Origin of the sequence: Virgibacillus profundi (genome assembly GCF_002287375.1) — a bacterium.
In the GTDB taxonomy this organism is placed as follows: Bacteria; Bacillota; Bacilli; order Bacillales; family Amphibacillaceae; genus Virgibacillus_K; species Virgibacillus_K profundi.
This window is the reverse complement of record NZ_NPOA01000004.1, coordinates 217,914-241,087: the sequence shown is the minus strand read 5'-3', so window position 1 is coordinate 241,087 and position 23,174 is coordinate 217,914. Positions and strand designations below refer to the sequence as shown.

The window sequence follows — 23,174 nt, the reverse complement described above, 5'->3', positions numbered from 1 at the left end:
CACTATCTACGATAAATAATCGTACTTTTGTTCATCATCTGCTTCGCTATTTTTTGGATACTTTTTTTAAATGGTTTACGGGTTAAAGGAATAATTAAAAGAAAACCTACAGTATCTGTGATGAAACCAGGAGTAAATAAAAAAACTGCACCAATAAAAATACAAATTCCATCAATAATAAATTCTGCTGGAGCCTGGCCATTACTCATAGATAGTCTGGCCCGATTCCATGTTTCCATTCCTTGTTGTTTAGCCAGCATCATACCAATAATACCTGTTAGTACAATAACCAAAACTACCCACCATGGGCCAATCAATCCACCAATCCAAATAAATACTCCTATTTCCAGTGCCGATAATACTAATAATATTAAGAGTAACCAACGCATGACATATCACCCTCTCTTAATTCCTATCTTCAAGTAAAAAAGAAGGGACATCCTCCCCTTCTTTTTACATGATCAGCGTTGTTTAAAGTACACTTGTGTGTCCTTTGAAAATATCACCTTTTGCTCCATCAATTGTAATGTCCTGACCATCCTGGATAAGATTAAAAACATCTCTAACCCCAACAATCACAGGAATTCCAAGACTTAATCCTACAACAGCGGCATGGGAAGTTAATCCACCTTCCTCTGTAATAAGACCACTTGCTTTCTCTATTGCAGGCATCATGTCTCTATCTGTTCCAAATGTTACAAGAATATCTTCTTCGTTTACCTTACTGATTGCCTCTTCAGCATTCTTGGCAACCACAGCTCTTCCATAGGCACTGCGCCGACCGATTCCTTGTCCTTTGGCAATTACATCTCCAATTACATGTACCTTTAGCAGGTTTGTTGTTCCACTTTCACCAATTGGAACCCCTGCAGTAATTATAACTCTATTTCCTCTGGTGAAGAGGTTCGTGCTTAAGCCACGCTCAATAGCAACCTCAAGCATTTCATCAGTTGAATCTGTTCGTTTACCCGCAACGGCATGTACACCCCAGACCAAGGAAAGCTGACGGTTTACTTTTTCCGAAAAAGTTACAGCAACAATGGGAGCTTTTGGTCTATACTTTGAAATCATTCTGGCTGTATGACCACTTTCTGTTGGCGTTAATATTGCACTGACTCCGAGGTTCATTGCAGTATGCGTTACAGATTGACTGATAGCATCTGTGATTGTCATATCTACTGATCTCGAACGCTGTGTTAAAATTGATTTATGATCCAACCCCGATTCCGCCTTTAATGCAATATTGCTCATTGTCTGTACCGACTCAACTGGATAGATACCTGCAGCTGTTTCTCCGGAAAGCATAATAGCATCGGTTCCATCGAAAATTGCATTGGCAACATCAGATGCTTCTGCTCTGGTAGGACGTGGGTTTCTTTGCATGGAGTCAAGCATTTGTGTTGCAGTTATTACAGGCTTACCTGCAGTATTGCATTTTTTAATCAACTCTTTTTGAACAAGTGGTACATCTTCTGCCGGGATTTCTACACCTAGATCACCACGGGCAACCATTAAACCATCACTAACTTCTAAAATACTATCAATATTGTCTACACCTTCCTGATTTTCGATTTTAGGAATGATGTTAATATTGTTCGCATCATGTTTTTCCAGCAATTCTTTAATTTCTAATATATCTGAAGGTCGACGTACAAATGAAGCAGCAATAAAATCCAGATCCTGCTCTATTGCAAACTCAATATCTTTTGCGTCTTTATCTGTAATACCCGGTAAATTGACAGATACATTAGGCACATTTACACCTTTTTTATTTTTAATCAAACCCGAATTCAAAGCTTGTGTTTTAAGTTCTTTATTTTGGTGGTCAATATCCATTACTTCCAATTCAATCAGACCATCATCCAATAATATTTTTGAACCAATATGGACATCATCAATTAAACCGTCATAAGTAATTGAAAATCTTTCAGCAGACCCCTGCACCTCGTTCATAGCTATAAAGACAGTGCTGCCCTGGACTAGTTCAGCTTGTCCATCTTCAAAATTCCCTGTTCTAATTTCAGGGCCTTTTGTATCTAATAAAATTGCGATTGTTTTCCCACTATTTTCCGCAGCTTTTCTAATGTTTTTAATTCGATTTCCATGTTCTTCATAATCCCCATGGGAAAAATTCAAGCGTGCCACATTCATTCCTGACTCAATCAATTGTTCCAGTGTTTCGATCGATTCAGAAGCAGGGCCAATCGTACAAACGATTTTTGTATTTCTCATTATGCTTCCTCCTTCAAATTAACTCTATATAGAAAGTTCTTGTGATAATTTATACATTTTCTCATTAATAACATGTTTTTGTGACAATATTTCCAAAATACTATGGTCTACCAATTGGTTATTTTGAATGCCCACCATTCTTCCGGCTTTTCCAGCTAATAAGATATCAACTGCCTCAGCAGCTAAACGACTTGCTAATACTCTGTCAGAAGCCGTTGGTGAACCACCTCGTTGAATATACCCAAGTACAGTAACCCTTGTTTCTAAATCAGTTGCTTCTTTTATACGGTCTCCTATATCAAAGCCACTGCCTACACCTTCTGCCACAACAATGATACTATGTTTTTTTCCCCGTTCATGCCCACGATTTAATCGGTCAACAACATCATTAAAGTCTGTCTGCTGTTCCGGTATTAAAATACTTTCCGCACCATCAGCAAGACCTGCCCAAAGCGCCAGATCACCTGCATCTCTTCCCATTACTTCAATAATATAGGCTCTTCCATGTGAAGTAGCAGTATCTCGTATTTTGTCTACCGCTTCGATTATTGTATTTAAGGCAGTATCAAATCCTATTGTAAAATCAGTACCTGTAATATCATTATCAATTGTTCCGGGTACACCAATACAAGGATAGCCTTTTTCGGTTAGCTTCTGGGCTCCACGAAAACTACCATCACCACCAATAACAATTAAACCTTCTATCCCATGTTTTTTTAATTGTTCTATACCTTTTTGCTGACCTGCATCAGTTTTGAATTCTTCACTTCTGGCAGAATATAATACAGTTCCACCACGATGAATGATATCACCAACGGAACCAATCTCCATTTTTTCAATATCACCTTCCATCAGCCCTTGAAAACCATTCTTTATACCATATACTTCTATTTCGTGGTATATCGCTTTTCTGACAACAGCACGAATCGCTGCATTCATTCCAGGGGCATCTCCACCACTTGTTAAAACGCCTATTTTTTTCATGTTTACTTTCACCTCTAGTTGTACAGATTTGTTACCTATTCTACTATATCCTACTATTCAAAGATAATGTGAAAGAGCCAAAATAGCAATTAATTATACATTTACTTAATAAAATTATGATTTCAATAAGTAAGAGGCTGACTGATTTCGCCAACCTCTTACACATACTTATAATGACTCTTCACTTTTATAGTAGTTTATAATCGCCAATTTTTTTATATTTTTCCCATCTTTTCTCAAGTAGTTCATCAGTTCCGTATCCTTTTAGCAGGGATAATGATTGCTCCAGCACCGGATCCATGTACTGCGCTTGCTGCTCAAGGTCGCGATGTGCACCACCCTTAGGTTCTGGTATGATTTGATCTATAATGTTAAGCTGTTTTAAGTCATATGACGTTATTTTCATAGACTCGGCAGCTTTTTGAGCCAAGCCGGAATCCTTCCATAGAAGTGCTGCAGCGCCCTCAGGTGAAATAACAGAGTAGGTTGAGTTCTCCAACATATGTATGTGATCACCAACACCTAATGCAAGTGCTCCGCCACTCCCACCTTCACCAACAACTATGCAAATAATTGGTACACTTAGTCCGGCCATTTCCTTTAAATTATGGGCAATTGCTTCACTTTGTCCCCGTTCCTCTGCAGCTTTTCCTGGATATGCTCCCTTTGTATCAATAAAACAAATGATTGGACGATTAAATTTTTCAGCTTGCTTCATATGTCGTAATGCTTTGCGATAACCTTCGGGGTGTGGCATACCAAAATTTCTTCGGATATTTTCTTTCGTATCTTTTCCCCGTTGATGGCCTATTACAGTTACAGGCATATTCTTATAATACGCGACTCCTGCCACGATCGCTTCATCGTCCGCAAATGAGCGGTCCCCATGAAACTCAATAAAATTGGTAAACAGCTTGTCAATATAATCCAATGTCGTAGGACGCTCCTGATGTCTTGCCATCTGTACTCGATTCCAGGGCTTCAGGTTTCCGTAAATATCATCTTCTAATTCGGCCAATTTTTTTTCTAATGTATTTATTTCTTCCGATAAATCAATTTCGCTGTCCTCTGTAAAGTTTTTTAATTCTGCAATTTTCTCTTTAAGATTTATAATTGGCTTTTCAAATTCAAGCACCTGCTTCATGAGACCTCTCCGCCCTTCTTGTGCATTTCCAGTAATACCCGGAGCAATGATTTCATCTCATGTCGGTGGATAACCTTATCCAGTTGTCCATGCTTCAGCTGGAATTCAGCTGTTTGGAAATCATCAGGAAGTTTTTCCCGAATGGTTTGTTCAATAATCCTTCGGCCTGCAAAACCAATCAGTGCACCAGGCTCAGCAAAATTGTAATCACCTAATGATGCAAAGCTGGCAGACACCCCTCCTGTTGTTGGATGTGTCATAACAGAAATCATTAATCCCCCTGCATCGGAAAACCTTCTAATTGCAATAGATGTTTTAGTCATTTGCATGAGGCTTAATACACCTTCCTGCATTCTTGCGCCACCTGAAGCGGTAAAGATTATAAAGGGTAGTGATTCTTTCCTGGCATTTTCAATAGCTCTTGCTATTTTTTCTCCCATTGCTGAACCTAAACTTCCCATTCGGAAGCTGGCATCCATGACAGCAAATGCAGTCGCTTGTCCATCAATAGTACCTTTTCCGGTCACAACTCCTTCATTCAATCCAGTTTTCTTTTTATCTTTCTCTATCTTTTCTTCATAATCTGGAAAATCTAAAGGATTACCGGATGTGAGATTTTCGTCCCATTCCTGAAATTTCCCATCATCAAAAAGACTTTCGATTCGATCCCAAGCGGTCAATGGATGATGATATCCACAGTTAGGGCATACATTTAATTTTTTTTTCATTTCTTTACGGTAGTATATCTTATGACATTTACTGCATTTTTGCATTAACCCTTCCGGAACATCTGACTTAGCCTGTTCACTTGGAATGGATGCATATTTCTTTCGCTTGCCAAAAAAATCCTTAAGCAAGGTAACTCCTCCTTTTTCCAATGAACCTTGAAACAATCAACACCACTTTAATTTATAATTTTAATATAATACAAATAAAAAAGGTGTCATATATAGTCGAGAATATAAATTAATGTATAATAGCCAGCTGACCTTAGTTATATTTAAAACAAAGCTTCAATGGACTGATAATTTCTTGTGGTATAAAGGTTAATAAGTTCCTCATAAAAATCCGTATTATAATTTTGTTTATTAATTGTTTGAGAAAATTCGTCCATTAACTGCCAAACTTTTTTTAATAAAAGATTATCACATTGATTAAAAAGATAGTTAAAAAATGCATCATGCATCTCGTCAGGATTCAGCGAGGAATCATTCACCAATGAAGTTAGCTCTTCGACAGCATCTTCATTCATTTGGCTAAATGCAAGTTTTGCAGCTTCTTTTTCCATTATTCTTTTTGTCAGCATCAAATCGCTTCTCGTAGTATTTTCCTGTAATATAAACGAAGATAATAGCTCAACCGTTTGATAGGGGCGATATGTACTTAAAAATGTACCTTCCCCATGTCTTGTTTCTATCAAACCCAATAATTCCATGGCTCGAAGTGCTTCCCTGATGGATGACCTTCCTGCCTTCAAGTTCTCTGAAAGCCCTCGTTCAGAAGGCAGTTTATCACCGGACTTCAAATCATTCATTTCTATGAATTTACGGATTTCTTGTAATACTGCCTGATACACTTTTTGCTTCGGTGACATGGTCACTGCCATGATTCACTCCTTTAATTTAACACCTTATTCATCATCTATTTGTGTTAATCGTCTTGTTTTTTCCGCTATTTCTTCTGGATCCATTTGAATTCTCGCAACACCTGATTCCATTGCAGCCTTTGCAACACCGGATGCAACTGATGGTGCAACCCTCACGTCAAAAGGAGCCGGAATAACATAATCTTCATGGAGCTCTTCCTCAGATATTAACGATGAAATGGCATATGCTGCAGCTACTTTCATTCTTTCATTGATTCTTGTTGCACGGACATCCAATGCCCCGCGGAAAATCCCTGGAAAGGCTAGAACATTATTCACCTGATTTGGGAAATCAGATCGACCTGTCCCAATTACTTTTGCTCCAGCTTCTTTTGCTTCATCAGGCAATATCTCAGGATCAGGATTTGCCATGGCAAAAATAATGGAATCATCATTCATTTTTTTTACCATTTCCTTGGTTAGTGCACCGCCAACGGATACACCGATAAACACATCTGCACCTTCAACAATTTCATCAAGTGATCCTTCTTTTTTATCCTGATTTGTAAATTTTGCAACCCGATCTTTAATATCGTTCATTCCATAAGGCCTACCTTCAAAGATAGCTCCCTTGGAATCACACATAATCATCTCACGGACACCAAAACTATATAATAATTTAATGATTGCAATCCCTGCTGCTCCTGCACCGTTTGCTACTACTTTGATGTCAGAAAAAGATTTCCCGACAAGCTTTAATGCATTTATTAAACCAGCAACTGTTACAATTGCAGTCCCATGCTGATCATCGTGAAAAATAGGTATATTTGTTTCCTTCTTCAAGCGTTCTTCTATAATAAAGCAATTCGGTGCAGCGATATCCTCTAAATTAACACCACCAAAAGTAGGTTCCATTAATTTTACTGTTTGTACAATCTCTTCTATATCATGTGTTGCCAAACATATTGGGAAAGAGTCTACTCCTGCGAAGCTTTTAAATAATACCGATTTCCCTTCCATTACCGGCAATGCTGCTTCAGGTCCGATATTTCCAAGTCCTAAAACTGCTGAACCATCACTCACTACTGCAACCATATTACCTTTCATTGTATAATCATAAACAGCTTCTTTACGATCATAAATTTCTTTACATGGTTCAGCTACACCAGGGGAATATGCTAAACTTAAATCCTTCGCATTACGAACGGGAATCTTTGATTGGGTTGTTAGTTTTCCTTTATTCACTTTGTGTATATGCAATGCTTCATCTCTTAGGCTTGCCATTTTATATAATCGCTCCTTTTCGAGTAGAAATTTTAAAATCAAGTGTAAAATAATATGAAAGCACTTTCAAGGTGGTCAGACCACCCTTGGTTTCTTTATTATAACAGATGGTATTTTACTGTAAAGTATGGAAAACTATTTTTTTAAAACCACATTGTCTTTACCAAAATAGTTTCTTAAAGCTTGTAAACAATTAAAATTCGGATTAATAAAAAATTCATTTGACAGCTGATACGTCTTTTTTTGTTTTTCATGGTGAATGATAATCGGTGTACTCCCAGGATTCATCTGTGCAATGTTTTTTATTTTGATTAAAGCATTTTCACTATCCTGTTCTGTGATTTGTATAAATAAACGCTGCAGCTGGGTTGATATTAATTCATTTTCATCAAATGGACGAAGCTCTGCAAGAAGCCATTGTATACGATTATTTCTTGACTCTATTTTTCCGGTTCCCATGACCATCATTTCCTCTTCTAGCCACCTGCTTGATTCCCGGTATAGCTCGGGAAATACAACTGCTTCCGTGTCCCCTGTTTCATCCCCAATTGTAATAAATGCCATCGGATCTCCCCGTTTTGTCCGGATTTTCTTATGGTTTTGAATGATAGCTGCAGTTTTAATATTTTTGTTACCTATTAGGTTTTCAGCATTTTTCATCGAAACAAAACCGTTATCCCTTAAGTTTTTTCTATATGCTGTTAATGGATGACTGGAAACATAGATACCCAGAAGTTCTTTTTCATCTGCCAATTTTTTCACTTGGCTAAAATCTTCTATTTCTACATAGCTTGCTTCCAGTTCAATCTTCTCTTGGAAAATAGTTGGCTGATCATGAAACTCTCTAAACAGTTCACCCTGTTCCATTGCCTGATCTATTGATGCTAATAGACTAGCCCGATTGGAATAGGTCTCATCAAATGCTCCAGCCATAATCAGCAATTCAATTATCTTTCGATTCACTACTTTCAATGAAACCCGCAAACAGAAGTCAAATAAGTTTTTAAATTTGCCTTCTTTACGAACACGGATAATTTCCTGTACTACTTGATTACCAATACCTTTTATTGTTAATAATCCCATTCGAATTGTATTTTGTTCCACGGAGTACTTTCCAAAGCTTTTATTGATCGATGGTGCAGCAATTGATAAATTTAAGTCTTTTATTTCTTTGATATATGCTTGAACCTTATCCTGCTGATTTGCGACTGAACTTAATAACTCTGCAAAAAAGCTGGCAGGATAGTGAGCTTTTAGATAGCTGAGCTGGTATGAAATTTTACTATAAGCAACGGCATGACTTCTTGGGAATCCATAGTTGGAAAACTTCACAATCCAGCTAAAAATTTCTTCAGCAACTTCTCTACTATATCCATTTTCCATGCAGCCGTTTAGGAAGGCTTGTTTTTGTTCATCCATTACATCCTGCTTCTTTTTACTGACAGCTCTTCTGAGTATATCCGCTTTACCGAGAGAAAAACCTGCTATTCGATTAGCAATTTGCATGATTTGTTCCTGATAGACTAGAACTCCATATGTTTTTTCCAATATTGGTTTTAAGTCAGGGTGTGGGTACGTTACTTTTTCTCTTTTATATTTTCGATCAATATATGTCTGGATAAAATCCATTGGACCTGGGCGATACAGTGCATTGACAGCAACAATATCCTCAAAGGTTGATGGTTTTAATCTTGTCAGTACCTGCTTCATGCCTCGAGATTCTAGCTGAAACACACCGTTTGTTTGTCCCTTTTTTAATAACTCAAAAGTTTGAGAGTCATTTTCAGGAATAGTATGTAATGTCATATTCCTATCTCCCGAAAATTTTATCGATTGGATAATTCTTTCAAGTAAGGTTAAATTGCGTAACCCTAATAAATCAACTTTTAATAATCCGATTGCTTCCAAATCGTTCATCGTAAACTGTGTCAGGCTTGTATCATTAGCACCTCTGGTAAGTGGTACATGTTCAATCAATGGGTTTTCACTAATAACGATACCTGCTGCATGTGTTGAAATATGTCTAGGTATCCCTTCCAATTTTGCTGCAATGGAAAATAATGCTCTCAGTTTATTGGACTGTTTAATAAATTGTTTTAATTCCTCTGATTCCTTCACCAATTGAACAATACTTTCCTTCGTTGAAAGTGGAATCTGCTTCAATATAAAATCAGCGTCCTGTTGATCAATTTCCATTGTTTTAATTAATTCTCTTAATAATGAGCGTGCTGCAAATGTTCCAAATGTAATAATTTGTGCAACATGTTCTTCTCCGTATTTCGTTTTCACATAATCAATTATCTCATCACGTCTTGCATCAGAAAAATCAACATCAATGTCAGGCATTGTCAATCGTTCTGGATTTAGAAAGCGTTCAAACAAAAGATTATATTTTATCGGGTCGACATCTGTAATTCCAAGTAAATAGGCTACGATGGAACCAGCTGATGATCCTCTCCCAGGTCCTACTAAAATATCATTGTTTTTAGCATAGGCGATAAAATCAGCAACAATCAGAAAGTAGTCACTAAATTGCATGGACTTTATCGTATTCAGCTCATATGTCAGGCGATCTGCTATTTCATCAGTGACCATATCATATTTTTTATATAAATTTTCCTGGCACATATTTTCCAAATAAGTATGTGCTTCCAAATTCTCTGGAACAGGAAATGATGGAAGCATACGTTGATTGAAATCAAATGTTACATTACATTTATCTTTAATTACTTCGGTTTCATAAAGTACTTCCGGCCAGAAATGGAAAACTTCCTCCATCTCCCTGCAAGTACGCAAATGACGTTGTTTCACTTCCGGATCCGTAATTCTCATCGGCCATGGGTTGCCATTTTTCATTGCTTGAAGGCAGTCATAAGCACTGTCATCATTTTCATTAAGATAACGTACATCGCTTATCGCAGTAACGGGGATTTCAAAGGTTTCGTGAAATGCTTTTAATGATTGATGTATATTCTGTTCACGATTCAGGCCATGATCCTGTATCCCCAAATAAAATTCGCCAGCAGAAAAAACATTTTTCCATGTATTTACATATTTTTTTACCAAATCATGTGTTTCTGTTTCAAATAAGTTCTGGAGTTTTGTATGATTTCCTGTTGGTAAAATACAAATTAAGTTTTCAGTATAGGGCTTTAGTTCTTCTATATTGATTTTTTTCTTTTGCTGTTGATTGATGTTTGTACTAATTATTCCAAGTTCCTTGTACCCCGTATTATTTTTAGCCAGGAGAATACAATGTTCTGTATCCTGATCATCGTTTTCCACTGTTACAGTCATTCCAATAATTGGTTTTATCCCATGACTGATACAAGCATAGTAAAAAGGAATAACACCATATAATACATGCTCGTCCGTCAGTGCCAGCGAATCGAATTCCAAAAGGTTCGCCTGCTTTACTAATTTTTCTATCGTAATTGTACTATTCATCAGGCTATATCCACTTCTCACCTGTAAATGTGTATATGACATAAAATCCCGCCTTTACTACGCTATTTCCATTATACCAATCTCTATAGAACGTGCATACGGTAATACGAAAAATTCATCATAACCCGTCCACTCTATTCATAATATGAAAGAGAACATGCTTTAGAAGGAGTGCGCACATTTATGGAAGAACGTTTTTTTGCTACGTTTATTCACTGTTATTTTATCGCATTTGGTGTCATTATAGGTGGCGCAATCATCGGAAGCATTGGTGAATTTGCTACAGGAGACGCGCCTTTAACAGCTGTAGGTACAATCGCTAAAAAATTGCGCATATGGGCAATTGTCGCTGCTATTGGAGGAACCTTTGACGCAATCTCCAATATTGAAAAAGGTTTATTTGAAGGATCCATGTTGGATTTGTTTAAACAGGCCTTATTTATATTATCCGCTATGGGTGGAGTAAAAACAGCCATTGTATTAATCGAATGGCTCATTCAGGAGGATATTTCGTAATGCATATTCCACCATATCACAAAAAGCAGACATGGCAGTACTTCTTTCTTGGAGCTGTTCTTGGAGGAATTATAGCATATTTTATAGTCATTTATATGTATGGATCCATGTATGAGGATCTGTTGGCAGAGAATATTGATTTCCAATCAAAAATAACAGATTTAGAAAATCATAATGAGGCTTTGCTTAAAGATAAAGCAGACCTGGATGAAAAAGCAAAAGAACCCCTTACTGTCGAAACAATTGAAGTGAGTATCCCCAACTGGGAGGAAGTTCTTCCGGATCGATTGATCAGAAGGCAACTGGAAGAACTGATCAAAGAAGAAATAAGTCATGTTGTTGGTCAAGCCGTTACGTTAATTGATGAAAGTGAAGAACTCTTAAGTGCCACGATTGAAAATAAAGCATTCACTATTGATGATTTCACTTATTACTTTGAAATTAAAAAGCTAACCATATCACCAACCTTAAAAATTATAGTTGATGCAAAACTTTCAAATTAATGTGAACATTTCATGAATCTTTGATTATTTTGTAGCTACTTGGATAATATTTTTATATAATAATATTAATAAAATATAGGCACATTTTAAATTACTTTCATATACTAATTTGAATGAAAGGAGTTGATTCATATGTTAATAATGAATCACAGACGAATGCGTGACGAAAAAATGGCTCAATTGAAAGAAGGCCGCACTGCATATGCGGAAACACATGAGCTTATTCGATTAATTAAACGTGACATCGAGAGAGAACATTTACATGTATATTTTGATGATACTAAAACCGGTTGCTGGTTTATTCCAATGTCTGATAAAAAATCAAGCTGATACTTAAGTTTTATACACAGCTGCCCCTTAGCTATAAAGGGACAGCTATTTTTATTCGGAGAAAGTCAGACAGGCCTGCTCTAAATCATCAATCACCCAGTGAGTTTCTTCCCATGTTTTCACAGATGCACCTGATGCCAGTGGATGTCCACCACCATTATACTTTGCAGCAATTTCATTAATTACAGGTCCTTTTGAACGGAGACGAACACGAATTAAGTCATCCTCTTCAATGAAAAATGCCCATGCTTTAATCCCTTCAACATCACCTAAAACACCAACCAATTGCCCTGTTTCTGTAGGTTTTACCCCATATTCATCCAAAATTTCCTTTGTAAGTTTAATCGTACTTAAACCCGATGGTGACAATTTATAATTTTGTAAGATGTATCCTCTAAGTCTCGCAATATTATTTTTGATGTTATACATACCATCATATAAAGAGGCGCGATCAAAGTTATATGTCACAAGTTCTGCAGCGTATTGAAATGTCTTCTTTGTTGTACTCGGAAAAAGGAATCTCCCTGTATCGCCAACAATTCCTGCATAAATGAGACGTGCAGCTTCGTCATTTAAATGAAAACCTTCTTCTTTGGCATACGTAAATAGTTCATAAATCAATTCACTTGTAGAGCTTGCTGATGGATCAACCCACAATAAGTCGCCATATGGCTCCACATTTGGGTGATGATCAATTTTAATTAGCTTATCACCAAGACTGTAACGCTCATCACAAATCCGTGCAGCATTCGCAGTGTCACATACAATTACAAGTGCGTTTTCATAAACGCGATCATCAATTTTATCCATTTCGGTTAAAAAAGTGAATGATGGATCTTCTTCTCCCACCGCATACACATTTTTACCTGGAAATGATTGTTTAATCATTTCCTTTAACCCTGCCTGTGAACCAAGCGCATCAGGATCCGGTCGGACATGTCTATGTATAATGATTGTATCGTATTGTTTAATTGTGTCGATAATTTGTTTTATGGTCATTTCTTTTACCCCAATCTGGTTTATCTTTATAGCAAAAATCATTAAAACAGGTTACAATATATAATGGCAATTATAAATTAGGAGAGATTATATGGTTATTTTCCCAATTATTATCGTACTTTCAATTGCACTGTATGTTTATTATAAGGTTGCAATCTTAAAAAGCAATGAAGAACTGACACAATTATATTTTAACGCAAGATCCCGAATATGTCTTGGAAGTTTCATTCTCTTTTTCGGTATAAACCAATATGTATTTTATCAAACGACAATCTCCTTATTCATCGGTATTGTATTTGTCATCCTTGGTGGACTACAATTAAATAGAGGATTTAAAGAAGTGAAGCACTACCGAAGTGAATGGAAAAGATTAAATGAAAGCTGACTATCAGATAGTCAGCTTTTGTTCTTTTACCGATCAATTAATTGTGCCATAATTAATCCTTTTCCAACGACCTTTTTTCCATTTAAGACTTCTGCATCTATTTTCGCATAGATCCGCCCAACTTCGAGCAGCCTTGGTTTTATCGTTAATTTACTATCTATTTGTACCGGTTTAATAAAAAAAACAGTTAAATTCTCAACGACTAAATCACCTTTTTTAAGATGACGTAACAGTCTGCTGCTTGCTTCTGTAATTAATGCAGTAAAGACCCCATTAGACAGTGTCCCCAACTGATTTGTCATCTGCGGTGTTACTTCTGTATAGTAAACAGCCTCATCCTTGTCTGAAGCAACAAGATTATTTGATACGATATCTTCAATTGTCTCACCAACCTGTGGCTGCCGCTGAATCTGCTGTAAGGCCTTAAGCACATCCTGCCTTGAGACAACACCTTTCAGATGGTATGCCTTATCTACAACCGGAACCACTTCAATCCCTTCCCAGACCATCATATGTGCCACATATGCAAGTGAGGTTTTTGCCTGGACAACTAAAGGATTCTTACTCATTACTCTTTCAATCAGTTCTTCACTATTTTTTTCGATAATATCCTTTGATGTGACCATCCCGACAACACTGCCTTTATCATTAACAACCGGATATCTGGTATGTTTTGATTCCTCATTAAGCTCATACCATCGTTTAACCTTATCCTTCCCATATAAATAATAGGATTTGTCGTAGGGAGTATAAATATCACCGACAAAAACGATTTCTTTCTTAATTAACTGATCATATATGGCCCGATTGATCATTGCCGCGACAGTAAACGTATCATAACTGGTAGATATGATCGGCAGTTTTTTTTCATCAGCAAGATCCTTTATATGATCCTCTGTATCAAAGCCACCAGTAATTAAAACTGCTGCACCCTCATTCAATGCCAATTCATGTGCTTCTATACGATTACCGACAATTAATAGAGAATCAGCCTCTGTATATCGCATCATTGCATCAAGTTTCATTGCTCCAATTACAAATTTATTTAATGTTTTATGGAGCCCTTCTCTTCCACCTAAAACTTGTCCATCAATAATATTTATAACCTCGGCAAAGGTTAACCGTTCAAAATTCTCTTTTTTCTTCCGTTCAATCCGAATTGTCCCCACACGTTCAATTGTACTTACTATTCCTTGATTTTCCGCCTCTTTAATTGCTCGATATGCCGTGCCATCACTAACATTTAACTTTTTTGCAATTTGCCTGACAGATATTTTATGTCCAACCTCAAGTGTTAAGATATGCTGGATAATTTGTTCATGTTTAGTTATCATTGGATGTTCACCAACTTTCAACTGTACTAGTCCACTAATTATTATTAATTATACAGTTGAATTGACTGAAACTCAATGATTATGGGTACGTCGCCTGTTTAATTCTTCCTGTTCCATCACCGGTGGCCTCGTCATACGTAATAGAGTTGAAAAATTTGCACCAACTACCAACAGAAAAAAGATTAACCATCCCCCCCAGAATAGTAATTCCAGTGACGAGGCTGCCTGTGGTATAACTGGCCAGGCAAAATATAATAAAAATCCAGCGAGCAGTAGTCGCAAAATAGCATAGTGACGCATAACATTCCCCTCCTCCATAATACTGTATGATTTTCTGTTTTATTTCAGAACTTACAGCAAGAGAAAAGGAAACATTATAAAAAATTAAAATACCAGTTTAACAGAAAGTCTCCGTAAAAGTAGGTTATTATTGTTGCTATAACGATATAAGGGCCAAAAGGTACTGGCTGTTTACGTTTAATTAACTTAAAAATTAGTAACAGAATGCTGGTAATTGATCCAATTAAACAGGCAAGAAAGAAAGCTAATAAAATCTTGTCCACTCCTAAAACAATACCTAAAACACCGAATAACTTCATATCTCCTGCCCCCATACCTCCACGGCTGATTAATATAATCGCTGCAAGAAGAACAAATCCAATTAGTCCACCCAAAATAGAGGACCACCATGGAATAAGAGGCTGGATGATACGGATTATAAAAAAAAGTGGTAAGTAAAATAGGAGAACTTTATTAGGTATGAGCATATATTTTATATCAGATACTAGAATGATCATGAGCATGGAAACTAGAAGTAATGCTGTTATCAGCTCTGTGTTTAAGCCTATTTTGATGTAGCTTAATGCAAATAACATCCCTGTGGATAATTCAATTGCCGGATAAATGTATGAGATTTTTTCATTGCAATGACGACATTTCCCCCCTTGAATGATAAAAGATATAAACGGTATATTTTCATACCAGGCTAATTGATGTTTACAATGTGGGCACTTAGATCGACCAATTACAAAGGAGATATTCTTTGGGAGGCGTAATCCAACAACGTTAAAAAATGAACCTAAGATTAGGCCAAAAAAGAGGAAAAAAAGAAGTAAAGTAGTATTCAAGATCATAACCCCTTGTTTTTTTATTTGTTTTTAAATTTCAAGTAAATAATTGGATTAACTATAGTAAAATAATGGGAGAAAAATTAGAATGGATCGTGAGGATATTTGGAAAAGCTAATTTGTGAAGGTAGTTATTTAAATCTAAGACATATGAAAACACTATAAGGAACCTGAAAATCACAATATCCTTTTAGTTAATTGACCCCATGAACTAAATCAGCTCATGGGGTTTCAATTTACAACTCCATTTGTTCCCCAATATCCATCGCTCTACCTTCACCAGTCTTAACTTTACTTGCCCATGCTTCAGCATCCTGTTCAATCACCGGAAACGTATTATAATGCACAGGCACTACAATCTTCGCATTTATCCAGTCTGCAGCTATCAACGCATCCTCCGGACCCATCGTAAAGTTATCACCAATAGGAACAAAGGCAATGTCAATTTCATTCATTTCGCCATACATTTTCAAATCGGTGAATAATGCAGTATCACCTACATGATAAATCGTTTTCCCTTCAACGGTTAATAGAATTCCACCGGGCATTCCACCATAGATCATTGTGCCATCTTCTTCAGTATAAGAAGATCCATGAAAGGCCTGGGTAAATTTCACACGGCCAAATTCAAAATCATGTGCACCGCCAATATGCATTGGATGTGTGTTTAGTCCTTTTGTTCCTAAGTAAACAGCCAATTCATTTGGTGCAACAACTAAAGCGTTATTTCGTTTCGTAATGTCGAATGTGTCACCGACATGATCATTATGTGCATGTGTTAATAAAATAACGTCTGCTTCAACCGTATTTGCATCTAAATCACATGCGTCGTTTCCCGAGATAAATGGATCAATTAATATTTTATGTGATTCTGTTTCAACTTTTACAACAGAATGTCCATAATAAGAAACTTTCAACAAAACCTCTCCTAACCTATTGACTATTTACTCACACACATGAGCATCACTTATCCTCTACCCGATCTGCAAATTACTTATTCATTTTCTCTATTAATGCAGCCAATTCTTTATCCACACTGCTTTCCTCAAGTTTTTCAAACTCATCATCCAATGTACGGGCTGATTGAGACAGGTCTTCTGAAGTTTCTGCTTCAGCTTCGTACTGTAAAACTTTCTCTTCCATTCGTTCAAAACCTTGTCTTGATTCATCACCGCCAACCGATGACATGGTTCGATTCATTTTAGTTTTCGTTTTAGCAGTTTCTGCACGTGCTTTTAATGAATCTTTTTTCAATTTCATCTGATTATATTCTTTTTTCATTTCATCTAATTTTTCTCTAATTTCAGTAGAATCACTTTTTGCTCTTGCCCAGGATTCATTTAACACTTCTGCTTGTTTGGCATGTTCCTGTTTATCCTCAAGGGCACGTCGGGCAAGGCTGTCATCTCCAGCTTCAATAGCCGACTCAGCTTGCTTTTGTCTTTTGTCTACCAACGCCTGAGCATCGTTTGCTTTTCGTTTGAGCATTTTTTCATTAGCGATTTGTTTTGCAACTGCACCCTCTGCTTCTCTAATATCTTCTTCCATATCACGCATGAACTGCTCTAACATTTTGACTGGATCTTCAGCTTTTTCCAACATTGCATTCAATTCAGAGCCTACAACTGTCTTCATCCGTTTAAAAAATTTAAACATGTAAAGTCCTCCTTTAAATTTTTGATTAGAGCTATACTAAGTATTACGTTAATTTTTTTTAAAAGTTTCAAAATAGCACAAATTTAATACTAAAGTAGTTTCTGTTATAATAATAACATACAAAATTTAGTGAGGTGACTGGAATGACAAATAGAATAGACGCATTATTAAAAGAAATGAACCAGCATAATCTTGATAGTATGCTAATTACATCAAAGGCAAATTTTTATTACATAAGCAATTATTATACGGAACCACATGAACGGATAATTGCTGTTTATGTTAGTACTGCACTGGATCCGTTAATCATCATTCCTGCAATGGAGATAGAAGATGCAAAGGCTGCCGGATGGGAATATGAAATACTAAGTTACCATGATCATGAAGATCCGTGGCAATTATTCCGGGATTTTTTAAAAAAGAATGAGAAAATACCGCAATCACTAGGACTTGAACATGATCATATAACTTTGGAGCGATTTGAAGCAATTACGCGTATTTTACCAAACACAACCATTTCGGATGCACAGGAATTACTGGCTGATCTTCGTGTAATTAAAAACAACAAAGAATATACACTGTTAAAACAAGCTGCAGAGCTTGCTGATTTTGGTGTGGAAACTGGCATAAAAGCAATTAGAGAGGGAATTGGCGAGCTTGAAGTTATAGCCGCAATCGAATATGAATTGAAGAAACAAGGAATTCAGGAAATGTCATTTACCACAATGACATTGTCGGGTGCGAAAACTGCTTCCCCACATGGAACACCATCAATGAAAAAGATTACTGCAGGTGAAATGGTACTGTTTGATCTTGGCGTTATTTTTGAAGGATATTGTTCGGACATTACGAGAACAGTTGCTTATAAATCAATTTCTGATGAACAAAAGAATATATATAATACAGTTTTAGTTGCAGAACAAAAAGCATTTGAAGCATCACAGATTGGAACACCTGTAGGTAAAATTGATCTTGCTGCAAGAAATCATATTGAACAGGCCGGGTACGGAGCGTATTTCAGCCATCGAATCGGACATGGATTAGGGGTACAAACACATGAATATCCATCAATGCACAGCAATAACGAGCTTCCTCTTAAAGCAGGTATGTGCTACACAATCGAACCAGGTATTTATGTACCAACAACTGGTGGTGTTCGAATAGAAGATATGATTTTTATGACAGAAAAAGGACCGGAAACCTTAACAAAATATCCTAAGGAATTGCAGATTATTGAATAGTGTTCTGCAATTTATAAAAATAAACCATCCCATATTCCGGGATGGTTTATTTTAAAAGCTATTTTTTTTGGTTATTATATTTGTGAATTGCTTTATTATTGTGCAACTGATCCTCAACCACACCACTTTGATAGCTTTCAAATAACTGATTTTGAACAGCTGCTACACCTTTTTCGTCTTCAAAGAGATTTTGCGGATTGTTATCCTTCTTCTTTTTCGCCAAAAATATCACCTCCATTTTTAGTATGTCCAAAATTTTGTATCAATGTTTTAATTAAATCTTCTAAAATTTGATTGTTGCAATATAAATTAGGGTATATAATTAAAGTGGAAGGGGAGATAAAAATGGAATATAAAAATATTGTTGTTGCAGTAGATGGTTCAAAAGCTTCTGAAAAGGCTTTTGAGAAGTCTTTAAACATCGCAAAACGTAATAATGCCCGACTTATTCTATCCCATGTAGTTGATTCCCGGACCTTTGCTACCGCTGAGGCTTATGATCGTACATTAGCTGAGCGTGCTGAGTCGTATGCAAAAGAACTCCTTGACACATATGTTGATAATGCAAAACTGGCAGGGGTTGAAGATTTAGTTAGATGTGTAGAATATGGTTCCCCAAAAGTAAAAATCGCAAAAGACATTGCGAAGGATTTTGACGCAGATTTGATCATTTGTGGAGCAACAGGAATGAATGCTGTGGAGCGATTTTTAATCGGAAGTGTTTCAGAAAGCATAACAAGATATGCTAATTGTGATGTATTGGTCGTACGATAAATTAATAATTTAAATATAGCGCCTCTGTGAAAAAGGCGCTATATTTTTTCTGTCTCTATATCTTTTTTAATCTCATTAACAATATGTGATAATTCCGGTAAAATCAATTTTTCCATGGCAAGTTTTACCGCCCCGGAAGACCCGGGCGTAGAGAATATTGCCGTATGATTTCTGACCCCTGCGATTGCCCTTGAAAGTATGGCTGCAGACCCGATATCCTCCTGATAACTTAACCCCCTGAAGATTTCTCCAAACCCCGGTATTTCCTTGTGCAGCATTTTTTTGACTGTTTCAATTGTAATATCACGAAATGCAATACCAGTGCCGCCATTTGTCAAAATCACATCAACATCGGGATTTTCGCAGCCCGCATCGATCATTGCTTTGATTGCTTTTTCGTCATCTTTAATGATTTCTTTAAATTTGATGTGATGACCTGATTCCTCTAATAATTGTGTCATCAAATCACCACTTTTGTCTGTCTTTTCTGTTCGGGTATCACTTATGGTCAGAATCATACAATTTACGGACTTCTCATTTCTTTTATGTTCCTCAACAGACATGGAATTCGCCTCCTTGTCAAATATATATATAAAGGTTTTGATATGGATCAACAACCCACATCAAAACCCCCTATATTTATCTTACATTACTGATTTGCTATTCGTACTGTATCCCTTGCGATCATTACCTCTTCGTTCGTCGGAATAATGATAACTTTTACCGGGGAATGTGGATAGTTAATAAATTGTTCTTTTCCACGAACTTTATTTAATGTTGGATCAAAATAAATTCCCATAAACTCCATACCGGTTAATACTTTTTCCCTGATTGTATCACTATTTTCTCCAACCCCAGCAGTGAAAATAATAGCATCAACACCTGACATTTTTGCAGCATAGGAACCTAAGTATTTATGAATTCTTCCTGCAAATACATCCAAAGCCAATTCCGCCCGTTCATTTTCTCCTGCCTGTTGCTCAATATCCCGTAGGTCACTTGAAAATCCTGATAATGCTAGCATTCCACTTTCTTTATTTAATACATCAACAACTTCTTCAGCTGACTTTCCGGTTTTCTCCATAATATATGGTATTAAGGCGGGATCTATGTTTCCTGAGCGGGTACCCATGGTTACACCTGCAAGTGGGGTGAAACCCATAGATGTATCCATTGATTTTCCGCCTTTAATCGCTGCAATACTTGCACCATTCCCCAAGTGGCATGAAATTAACCGTAATTGCTCTAAAGGAACACCCATGAGTTCAGATGCACGCTGTGATACATATTTATGTGATGTTCCATGAAAACCATATTTGCGGATCCCATAATCCTGATAATATTCATAAGGCAAACTATATAGATAAGATGAGGCAGGCATCGTTTGATGAAAAGCAGTATCAAACACAGCAACCATTGGTACATTTGGTAAAATCTCTTTAAAGGCATTTATACCAGTAAGATTTGCAGGATTATGCAATGGAGCTAATTCAGAAACTTTATCAATGGTTTGAATTACTTCATCACTCAAATTTACAGAGTCACTAAAATACTCGCCTCCATGTACAACTCGGTGGCCAACTGCATCAATTTCCTCCAGTGATTCGATCACTCCCGAAGAAGTCAATGCTTCAAGTAATTTTTTTACGGCTTCCTCATGATTTGGGATATCTCCAACAAATTTATCTTTATTATCATTCACTTCAATTGTAAAAACAGAATCATTTAAGCCGATTCGCTCTACAAGTCCCTTTGCCAGCACTTTTTCTTCTGGCATTAGTATTAATTGGAATTTCAAAGATGAACTACCAGCATTAATAGCTAATACATTATTCATTGATGTACAACTCCTTTTATTGGATGTTCAAAAAGTCAGGTTTTACTTCTTTTTGAATACATTTATATATTTAAAAGTTCTTTTCGCATTAATAGTTGTTATCCGCCCCGTACTAGATATAAAAGACGACACAGTGAAAATTCATTTGCAAACGCTGGTTGAGAGCAGGGATTCGCTCTGGAAACACATTTCGCGGACCTTAGGGCGGCTGGTGAGCCTCCTCGTGCTACGCACTTGGGGGTCTCACCTATGCCTTTCCTCCCGCAGGAGTCTTCAATGTGTTTCCTCCGCTGGATTTCCGTTTACTGCCGATGAACTGAATTAGTAATCAATATTCAAAACATCAAACCACCTCACCAGTTCGGGGGAGCGAAGGGCGGTGACTCCTGCGGGAATAGCACGCGTCCGAAGACCCCGCAGAGTGGTTTTCTCGAGGAGGCTGAGGCCGTGCCCGCGGAAAGCATCCGCCTGGAGCGATCCCGAACGGCGATTATAGCAAATACTTATAGCAAACAGTAATTACTTCGTCTTCTATAGATACTGCGAAGGTTAATAAGCAACAATGTTTACGAAAAGAGCCTATATAAAAACTAATTATGATACGTTGTAAACCATGCATTCATTTGATTTAAGATGTCTTCCATTCCGTTCGTATTCTTAAATGATGGTAGGTTAACAAGTAATGGTTGTTTCGGTGCACTCGTATCTTGTCCCTTTTTTTGCAGGATAAGAATACTTTTTATGTTTTTTTCAGATTTAAATGCACTTTCAGGCAAACGCAGAACCCCAACTATATGTGCATATTCCTGGATATAGCTGTGGAGTTTATCTGATTGATCACTATCAAATAAAAAGTCCGGGATTACAAAGATTAAATAGCCGCCTTCTTTGGTATAATTCATACTTTGTTCAATAAAAAGATGATGTGCATAGGAATGACCTTCATCTGCTTTCAATTTGAAATCATTAGCACGTATATCATCCGGATAGTAGCCAACTGGTAAATCGGCAACAACTAAATCGATCGGATCCAATAAAAATGGACGTAAACTATCCTGATGGAAGAACTCTATGTTTTTCTTTTGCAGGTTTGCATTGAGCACAGATAATTTGATTAACGTGGGGTCAACTTCACTGGCAAAAGCCTCTATATCCTGCTTAAGCTGACCGAGAACTGTAGTTACCAGGTTACCAGTTCCTGAAGCCGGGTCAAATACGCTTATTTGTTTTTTCTCTTTTGTTACTTTATCTGCAAGATAGCCAACTAATAATGCCACTGTTTCCGGGGTCATTAAATGCTGTTGCTGTGTAGAATCTTTCATTCCCTTTAAAGTTGCCAATTGAATTGCTTTACGAATTTCATCAATCTTATATGCACTGAAATTAATCTCCGACAAGGCATTTTGCAGTTTATGTGATAAAATATCATCCATATCATCTGAGATGGTCTGATAAAAAAGTGTTTCCATTGTAATTGCTAAACTATCTAAATAAGGTTCATTTTCATGTTGTTGTATTATTTGTGTTGTATTGTCTATCCATTCGTATAATAGCTCAACATTCGTTTTTTCCATCGATAATCCTCCATTCAATCCATCAAAAGCGACTCTATTGTATCAGAATCAATAGGCTCGTGTACAAAGTAAAGCTATAATAATGAGGATTATTAAAACAGTAAAAATCTCTCCCTAAAAACGGGAGAGATTTTTTGCTATATTTACTTACTCAGCAGATCCTGCAGCATCGAGAGCTTTATCATAATCAGGGTGATTGGTTTAAATGTTACTCCAAAACAT

General features: G+C 36.7%; 24 protein-coding genes. 6 read left to right on the top strand and 18 right to left on the bottom strand.

The annotated features are described in order from the left end of the window. Window positions 1–2: 2 nt before the first annotated feature. From CIL05_RS07985 to dnaE, 8 genes are all read right to left on the bottom strand, one after another. Complete coding sequence (locus CIL05_RS07985; RefSeq protein ID WP_095655001.1) at window positions 3–389, bottom strand: FxsA family protein; 387 nt, start codon at window positions 387–389, stop codon at window positions 3–5. Window positions 390–471: 82 nt separating this feature from the next. Then, complete coding sequence (gene pyk / locus CIL05_RS07980) at window positions 472–2,232, bottom strand: pyruvate kinase (RefSeq protein ID WP_095655000.1); 1,761 nt, start codon at window positions 2,230–2,232, stop codon at window positions 472–474. Between the two features lie 24 nt (window positions 2,233–2,256). Further along, complete coding sequence (gene pfkA, locus CIL05_RS07975; RefSeq protein WP_095654999.1) at window positions 2,257–3,216, bottom strand: 6-phosphofructokinase; 960 nt, start codon at window positions 3,214–3,216, stop codon at window positions 2,257–2,259. 187 nt (window positions 3,217–3,403) lie between these two features. Beyond that, complete coding sequence (gene accA, locus CIL05_RS07970) at window positions 3,404–4,360, bottom strand: acetyl-CoA carboxylase carboxyl transferase subunit alpha (RefSeq protein ID WP_095654998.1); 957 nt, start codon at window positions 4,358–4,360, stop codon at window positions 3,404–3,406. Continuing rightward, complete coding sequence (accD, locus tag CIL05_RS07965) at window positions 4,357–5,217, bottom strand: acetyl-CoA carboxylase, carboxyltransferase subunit beta (protein WP_095654997.1); 861 nt, start codon at window positions 5,215–5,217, stop codon at window positions 4,357–4,359. The genes accA and accD overlap by 4 nt, the downstream gene beginning before the upstream one ends. A 143-nt stretch (window positions 5,218–5,360) precedes the next feature. Beyond that, the gene (locus CIL05_RS07960; protein ID WP_095654996.1) at window positions 5,361–5,966 is read right to left on the bottom strand and encodes a FadR/GntR family transcriptional regulator; all 606 of its coding nucleotides are present in this window, start codon (window positions 5,964–5,966) and stop codon (window positions 5,361–5,363) included. A 24-nt stretch (window positions 5,967–5,990) separates the two neighbouring features. After that, a complete protein-coding gene (gene ystJ, locus CIL05_RS07955; RefSeq protein WP_095654995.1) occupies window positions 5,991–7,229 on the bottom strand; it encodes an NADP-dependent malic enzyme in 1,239 nt (412 codons plus the stop codon). Between the two features lie 135 nt (window positions 7,230–7,364). Continuing rightward, entirely contained in the window at window positions 7,365–10,718 is a 3,354-nt protein-coding gene (dnaE, locus tag CIL05_RS07950) for a DNA polymerase III subunit alpha (protein ID WP_095654994.1), read from the bottom strand. Window positions 10,719–10,859: 141 nt separating this feature from the next. On the opposite strand from dnaE, the gene ytrH reads away from it, so the two are divergent. The 3 genes from ytrH (at window position 10,860) to CIL05_RS07935 (ending at window position 12,025) form a co-directional block, all read left to right on the top strand. Next, window positions 10,860–11,192: a sporulation membrane protein YtrH gene (ytrH, locus tag CIL05_RS07945; protein ID WP_095654993.1), complete on the top strand. Its 333-nt coding sequence runs from the start codon at window positions 10,860–10,862 to the stop codon at window positions 11,190–11,192. After that, entirely contained in the window at window positions 11,192–11,695 is a 504-nt protein-coding gene (ytrI, locus tag CIL05_RS07940; RefSeq protein ID WP_095654992.1) for a sporulation membrane protein YtrI, read from the top strand. The genes ytrH and ytrI overlap by 1 nt, the downstream gene beginning before the upstream one ends. A gap of 132 nt (window positions 11,696–11,827) precedes the next feature. Continuing rightward, window positions 11,828–12,025, top strand: coding sequence for a YtzJ family protein (locus CIL05_RS07935; protein WP_095654991.1), 198 nt, complete (start codon window positions 11,828–11,830; stop codon window positions 12,023–12,025). A gap of 51 nt (window positions 12,026–12,076) precedes the next feature. Here CIL05_RS07935 and CIL05_RS07930 read toward each other — a convergent pair whose 3' ends face one another. Next, window positions 12,077–13,024, bottom strand: a complete 948-nt coding sequence (locus tag CIL05_RS07930; protein WP_095654990.1) for a DHH family phosphoesterase — start codon at window positions 13,022–13,024, stop codon at window positions 12,077–12,079. A gap of 91 nt (window positions 13,025–13,115) precedes the next feature. Between CIL05_RS07930 and CIL05_RS07925 the strand changes: the two genes are divergently transcribed. Further along, a complete protein-coding gene (locus tag CIL05_RS07925; RefSeq protein WP_095654989.1) occupies window positions 13,116–13,409 on the top strand; it encodes a YtpI family protein in 294 nt (97 codons plus the stop codon). A 26-nt stretch (window positions 13,410–13,435) separates the two neighbouring features. Here the strand turns inward: CIL05_RS07925 and CIL05_RS07920 are convergent, their stop codons facing one another. The 5 genes from CIL05_RS07920 to CIL05_RS07900 all read right to left on the bottom strand — a co-directional run bounded on the left by CIL05_RS07920 (window position 13,436) and on the right by CIL05_RS07900 (window position 17,526). Then, window positions 13,436–14,743 (bottom strand): DRTGG domain-containing protein, encoded by a 1,308-nt coding sequence (locus CIL05_RS07920; protein ID WP_095654988.1) that lies wholly within the window; start codon window positions 14,741–14,743, stop codon window positions 13,436–13,438. 72 nt (window positions 14,744–14,815) lie between these two features. Beyond that, on the bottom strand, window positions 14,816–15,043 hold the full coding sequence (locus tag CIL05_RS07915; protein WP_095654987.1) for a hypothetical protein: 228 nt from the start codon (window positions 15,041–15,043) through the stop codon (window positions 14,816–14,818). Window positions 15,044–15,117: 74 nt separating this feature from the next. Then, complete coding sequence (locus CIL05_RS07910; protein WP_240510141.1) at window positions 15,118–15,870, bottom strand: prepilin peptidase; 753 nt, start codon at window positions 15,868–15,870, stop codon at window positions 15,118–15,120. A gap of 236 nt (window positions 15,871–16,106) precedes the next feature. Further along, entirely contained in the window at window positions 16,107–16,787 is a 681-nt protein-coding gene (locus CIL05_RS07905) for a metal-dependent hydrolase (RefSeq protein WP_095654985.1), read from the bottom strand. A 73-nt stretch (window positions 16,788–16,860) separates the two neighbouring features. Further along, entirely contained in the window at window positions 16,861–17,526 is a 666-nt protein-coding gene (locus CIL05_RS07900; RefSeq protein WP_095654984.1) for a PspA/IM30 family protein, read from the bottom strand. 143 nt (window positions 17,527–17,669) lie between these two features. On the opposite strand from CIL05_RS07900, the gene CIL05_RS07895 reads away from it, so the two are divergent. Next, window positions 17,670–18,767 carry a M24 family metallopeptidase gene (locus CIL05_RS07895; protein ID WP_095654983.1) on the top strand — a complete coding sequence of 366 codons (1,098 nt, stop codon included), beginning with the start codon at window positions 17,670–17,672 and terminating at the stop codon, window positions 18,765–18,767. A gap of 58 nt (window positions 18,768–18,825) precedes the next feature. Here the strand turns inward: CIL05_RS07895 and CIL05_RS07890 are convergent, their stop codons facing one another. Next, on the bottom strand, window positions 18,826–18,990 hold the full coding sequence (locus CIL05_RS07890) for a hypothetical protein (RefSeq protein ID WP_240510146.1): 165 nt from the start codon (window positions 18,988–18,990) through the stop codon (window positions 18,826–18,828). Window positions 18,991–19,112: 122 nt separating this feature from the next. Here CIL05_RS07890 and CIL05_RS07885 point away from each other — a divergent pair, with 122 nt between their 5' ends. Further along, window positions 19,113–19,541 (top strand): universal stress protein, encoded by a 429-nt coding sequence (locus CIL05_RS07885; RefSeq protein WP_095654981.1) that lies wholly within the window; start codon window positions 19,113–19,115, stop codon window positions 19,539–19,541. Between the two features lie 38 nt (window positions 19,542–19,579). Here the strand turns inward: CIL05_RS07885 and CIL05_RS07880 are convergent, their stop codons facing one another. From CIL05_RS07880 to CIL05_RS07870, 3 genes are all read right to left on the bottom strand, one after another. Then, the gene (locus CIL05_RS07880) at window positions 19,580–20,104 is read right to left on the bottom strand and encodes a MogA/MoaB family molybdenum cofactor biosynthesis protein (RefSeq protein WP_095654980.1); all 525 of its coding nucleotides are present in this window, start codon (window positions 20,102–20,104) and stop codon (window positions 19,580–19,582) included. Window positions 20,105–20,190: 86 nt separating this feature from the next. After that, window positions 20,191–21,378 carry an acetate kinase gene (locus CIL05_RS07875; RefSeq protein ID WP_095654979.1) on the bottom strand — a complete coding sequence of 396 codons (1,188 nt, stop codon included), beginning with the start codon at window positions 21,376–21,378 and terminating at the stop codon, window positions 20,191–20,193. A gap of 590 nt (window positions 21,379–21,968) precedes the next feature. After that, window positions 21,969–22,952, bottom strand: coding sequence for a class I SAM-dependent methyltransferase (locus tag CIL05_RS07870; RefSeq protein WP_095654978.1), 984 nt, complete (start codon window positions 22,950–22,952; stop codon window positions 21,969–21,971). Between the last annotated feature and the right edge of the window lie 222 nt (window positions 22,953–23,174).

What these genes read in the sequence shown, in the direction of transcription:
- CIL05_RS07985 (WP_095655001.1), bottom strand. Translation starts at nt 389, where the DNA reads ATGCGTTGGTTACTCTTAATATTATTAGTATTATCGGCACTGGAAATA.
- pyk (WP_095655000.1), bottom strand. Translation starts at nt 2,232, where the DNA reads ATGAGAAATACAAAAATCGTTTGTACGATTGGCCCTGCTTCTGAATCG.
- pfkA (WP_095654999.1), bottom strand. Translation starts at nt 3,216, where the DNA reads ATGAAAAAAATAGGCGTTTTAACAAGTGGTGGAGATGCCCCTGGAATG.
- accA (WP_095654998.1), bottom strand. Translation starts at nt 4,360, where the DNA reads ATGAAGCAGGTGCTTGAATTTGAAAAGCCAATTATAAATCTTAAAGAG.
- CIL05_RS07960 (WP_095654996.1), bottom strand. Translation starts at nt 5,966, where the DNA reads ATGGCAGTGACCATGTCACCGAAGCAAAAAGTGTATCAGGCAGTATTA.
- ystJ (WP_095654995.1), bottom strand. Translation starts at nt 7,229, where the DNA reads ATGGCAAGCCTAAGAGATGAAGCATTGCATATACACAAAGTGAATAAA.
- dnaE (WP_095654994.1), bottom strand. Translation starts at nt 10,718, where the DNA reads ATGTCATATACACATTTACAGGTGAGAAGTGGATATAGCCTGATGAAT.
- ytrH (WP_095654993.1), top strand. Translation starts at nt 10,860, where the DNA reads ATGGAAGAACGTTTTTTTGCTACGTTTATTCACTGTTATTTTATCGCA.
- ytrI (WP_095654992.1), top strand. Translation starts at nt 11,192, where the DNA reads ATGCATATTCCACCATATCACAAAAAGCAGACATGGCAGTACTTCTTT.
- CIL05_RS07935 (WP_095654991.1), top strand. Translation starts at nt 11,828, where the DNA reads ATGTTAATAATGAATCACAGACGAATGCGTGACGAAAAAATGGCTCAA.
- CIL05_RS07930 (WP_095654990.1), bottom strand. Translation starts at nt 13,024, where the DNA reads ATGACCATAAAACAAATTATCGACACAATTAAACAATACGATACAATC.
- CIL05_RS07925 (WP_095654989.1), top strand. Translation starts at nt 13,116, where the DNA reads ATGGTTATTTTCCCAATTATTATCGTACTTTCAATTGCACTGTATGTT.
- CIL05_RS07920 (WP_095654988.1), bottom strand. Translation starts at nt 14,743, where the DNA reads ATGATAACTAAACATGAACAAATTATCCAGCATATCTTAACACTTGAG.
- CIL05_RS07915 (WP_095654987.1), bottom strand. Translation starts at nt 15,043, where the DNA reads ATGCGTCACTATGCTATTTTGCGACTACTGCTCGCTGGATTTTTATTA.
- CIL05_RS07900 (WP_095654984.1), bottom strand. Translation starts at nt 17,526, where the DNA reads ATGTTTAAATTTTTTAAACGGATGAAGACAGTTGTAGGCTCTGAATTG.
- CIL05_RS07895 (WP_095654983.1), top strand. Translation starts at nt 17,670, where the DNA reads ATGACAAATAGAATAGACGCATTATTAAAAGAAATGAACCAGCATAAT.
- CIL05_RS07885 (WP_095654981.1), top strand. Translation starts at nt 19,113, where the DNA reads ATGGAATATAAAAATATTGTTGTTGCAGTAGATGGTTCAAAAGCTTCT.
- CIL05_RS07880 (WP_095654980.1), bottom strand. Translation starts at nt 20,104, where the DNA reads ATGTCTGTTGAGGAACATAAAAGAAATGAGAAGTCCGTAAATTGTATG.
- CIL05_RS07875 (WP_095654979.1), bottom strand. Translation starts at nt 21,378, where the DNA reads ATGAATAATGTATTAGCTATTAATGCTGGTAGTTCATCTTTGAAATTC.
- CIL05_RS07870 (WP_095654978.1), bottom strand. Translation starts at nt 22,952, where the DNA reads ATGGAAAAAACGAATGTTGAGCTATTATACGAATGGATAGACAATACA.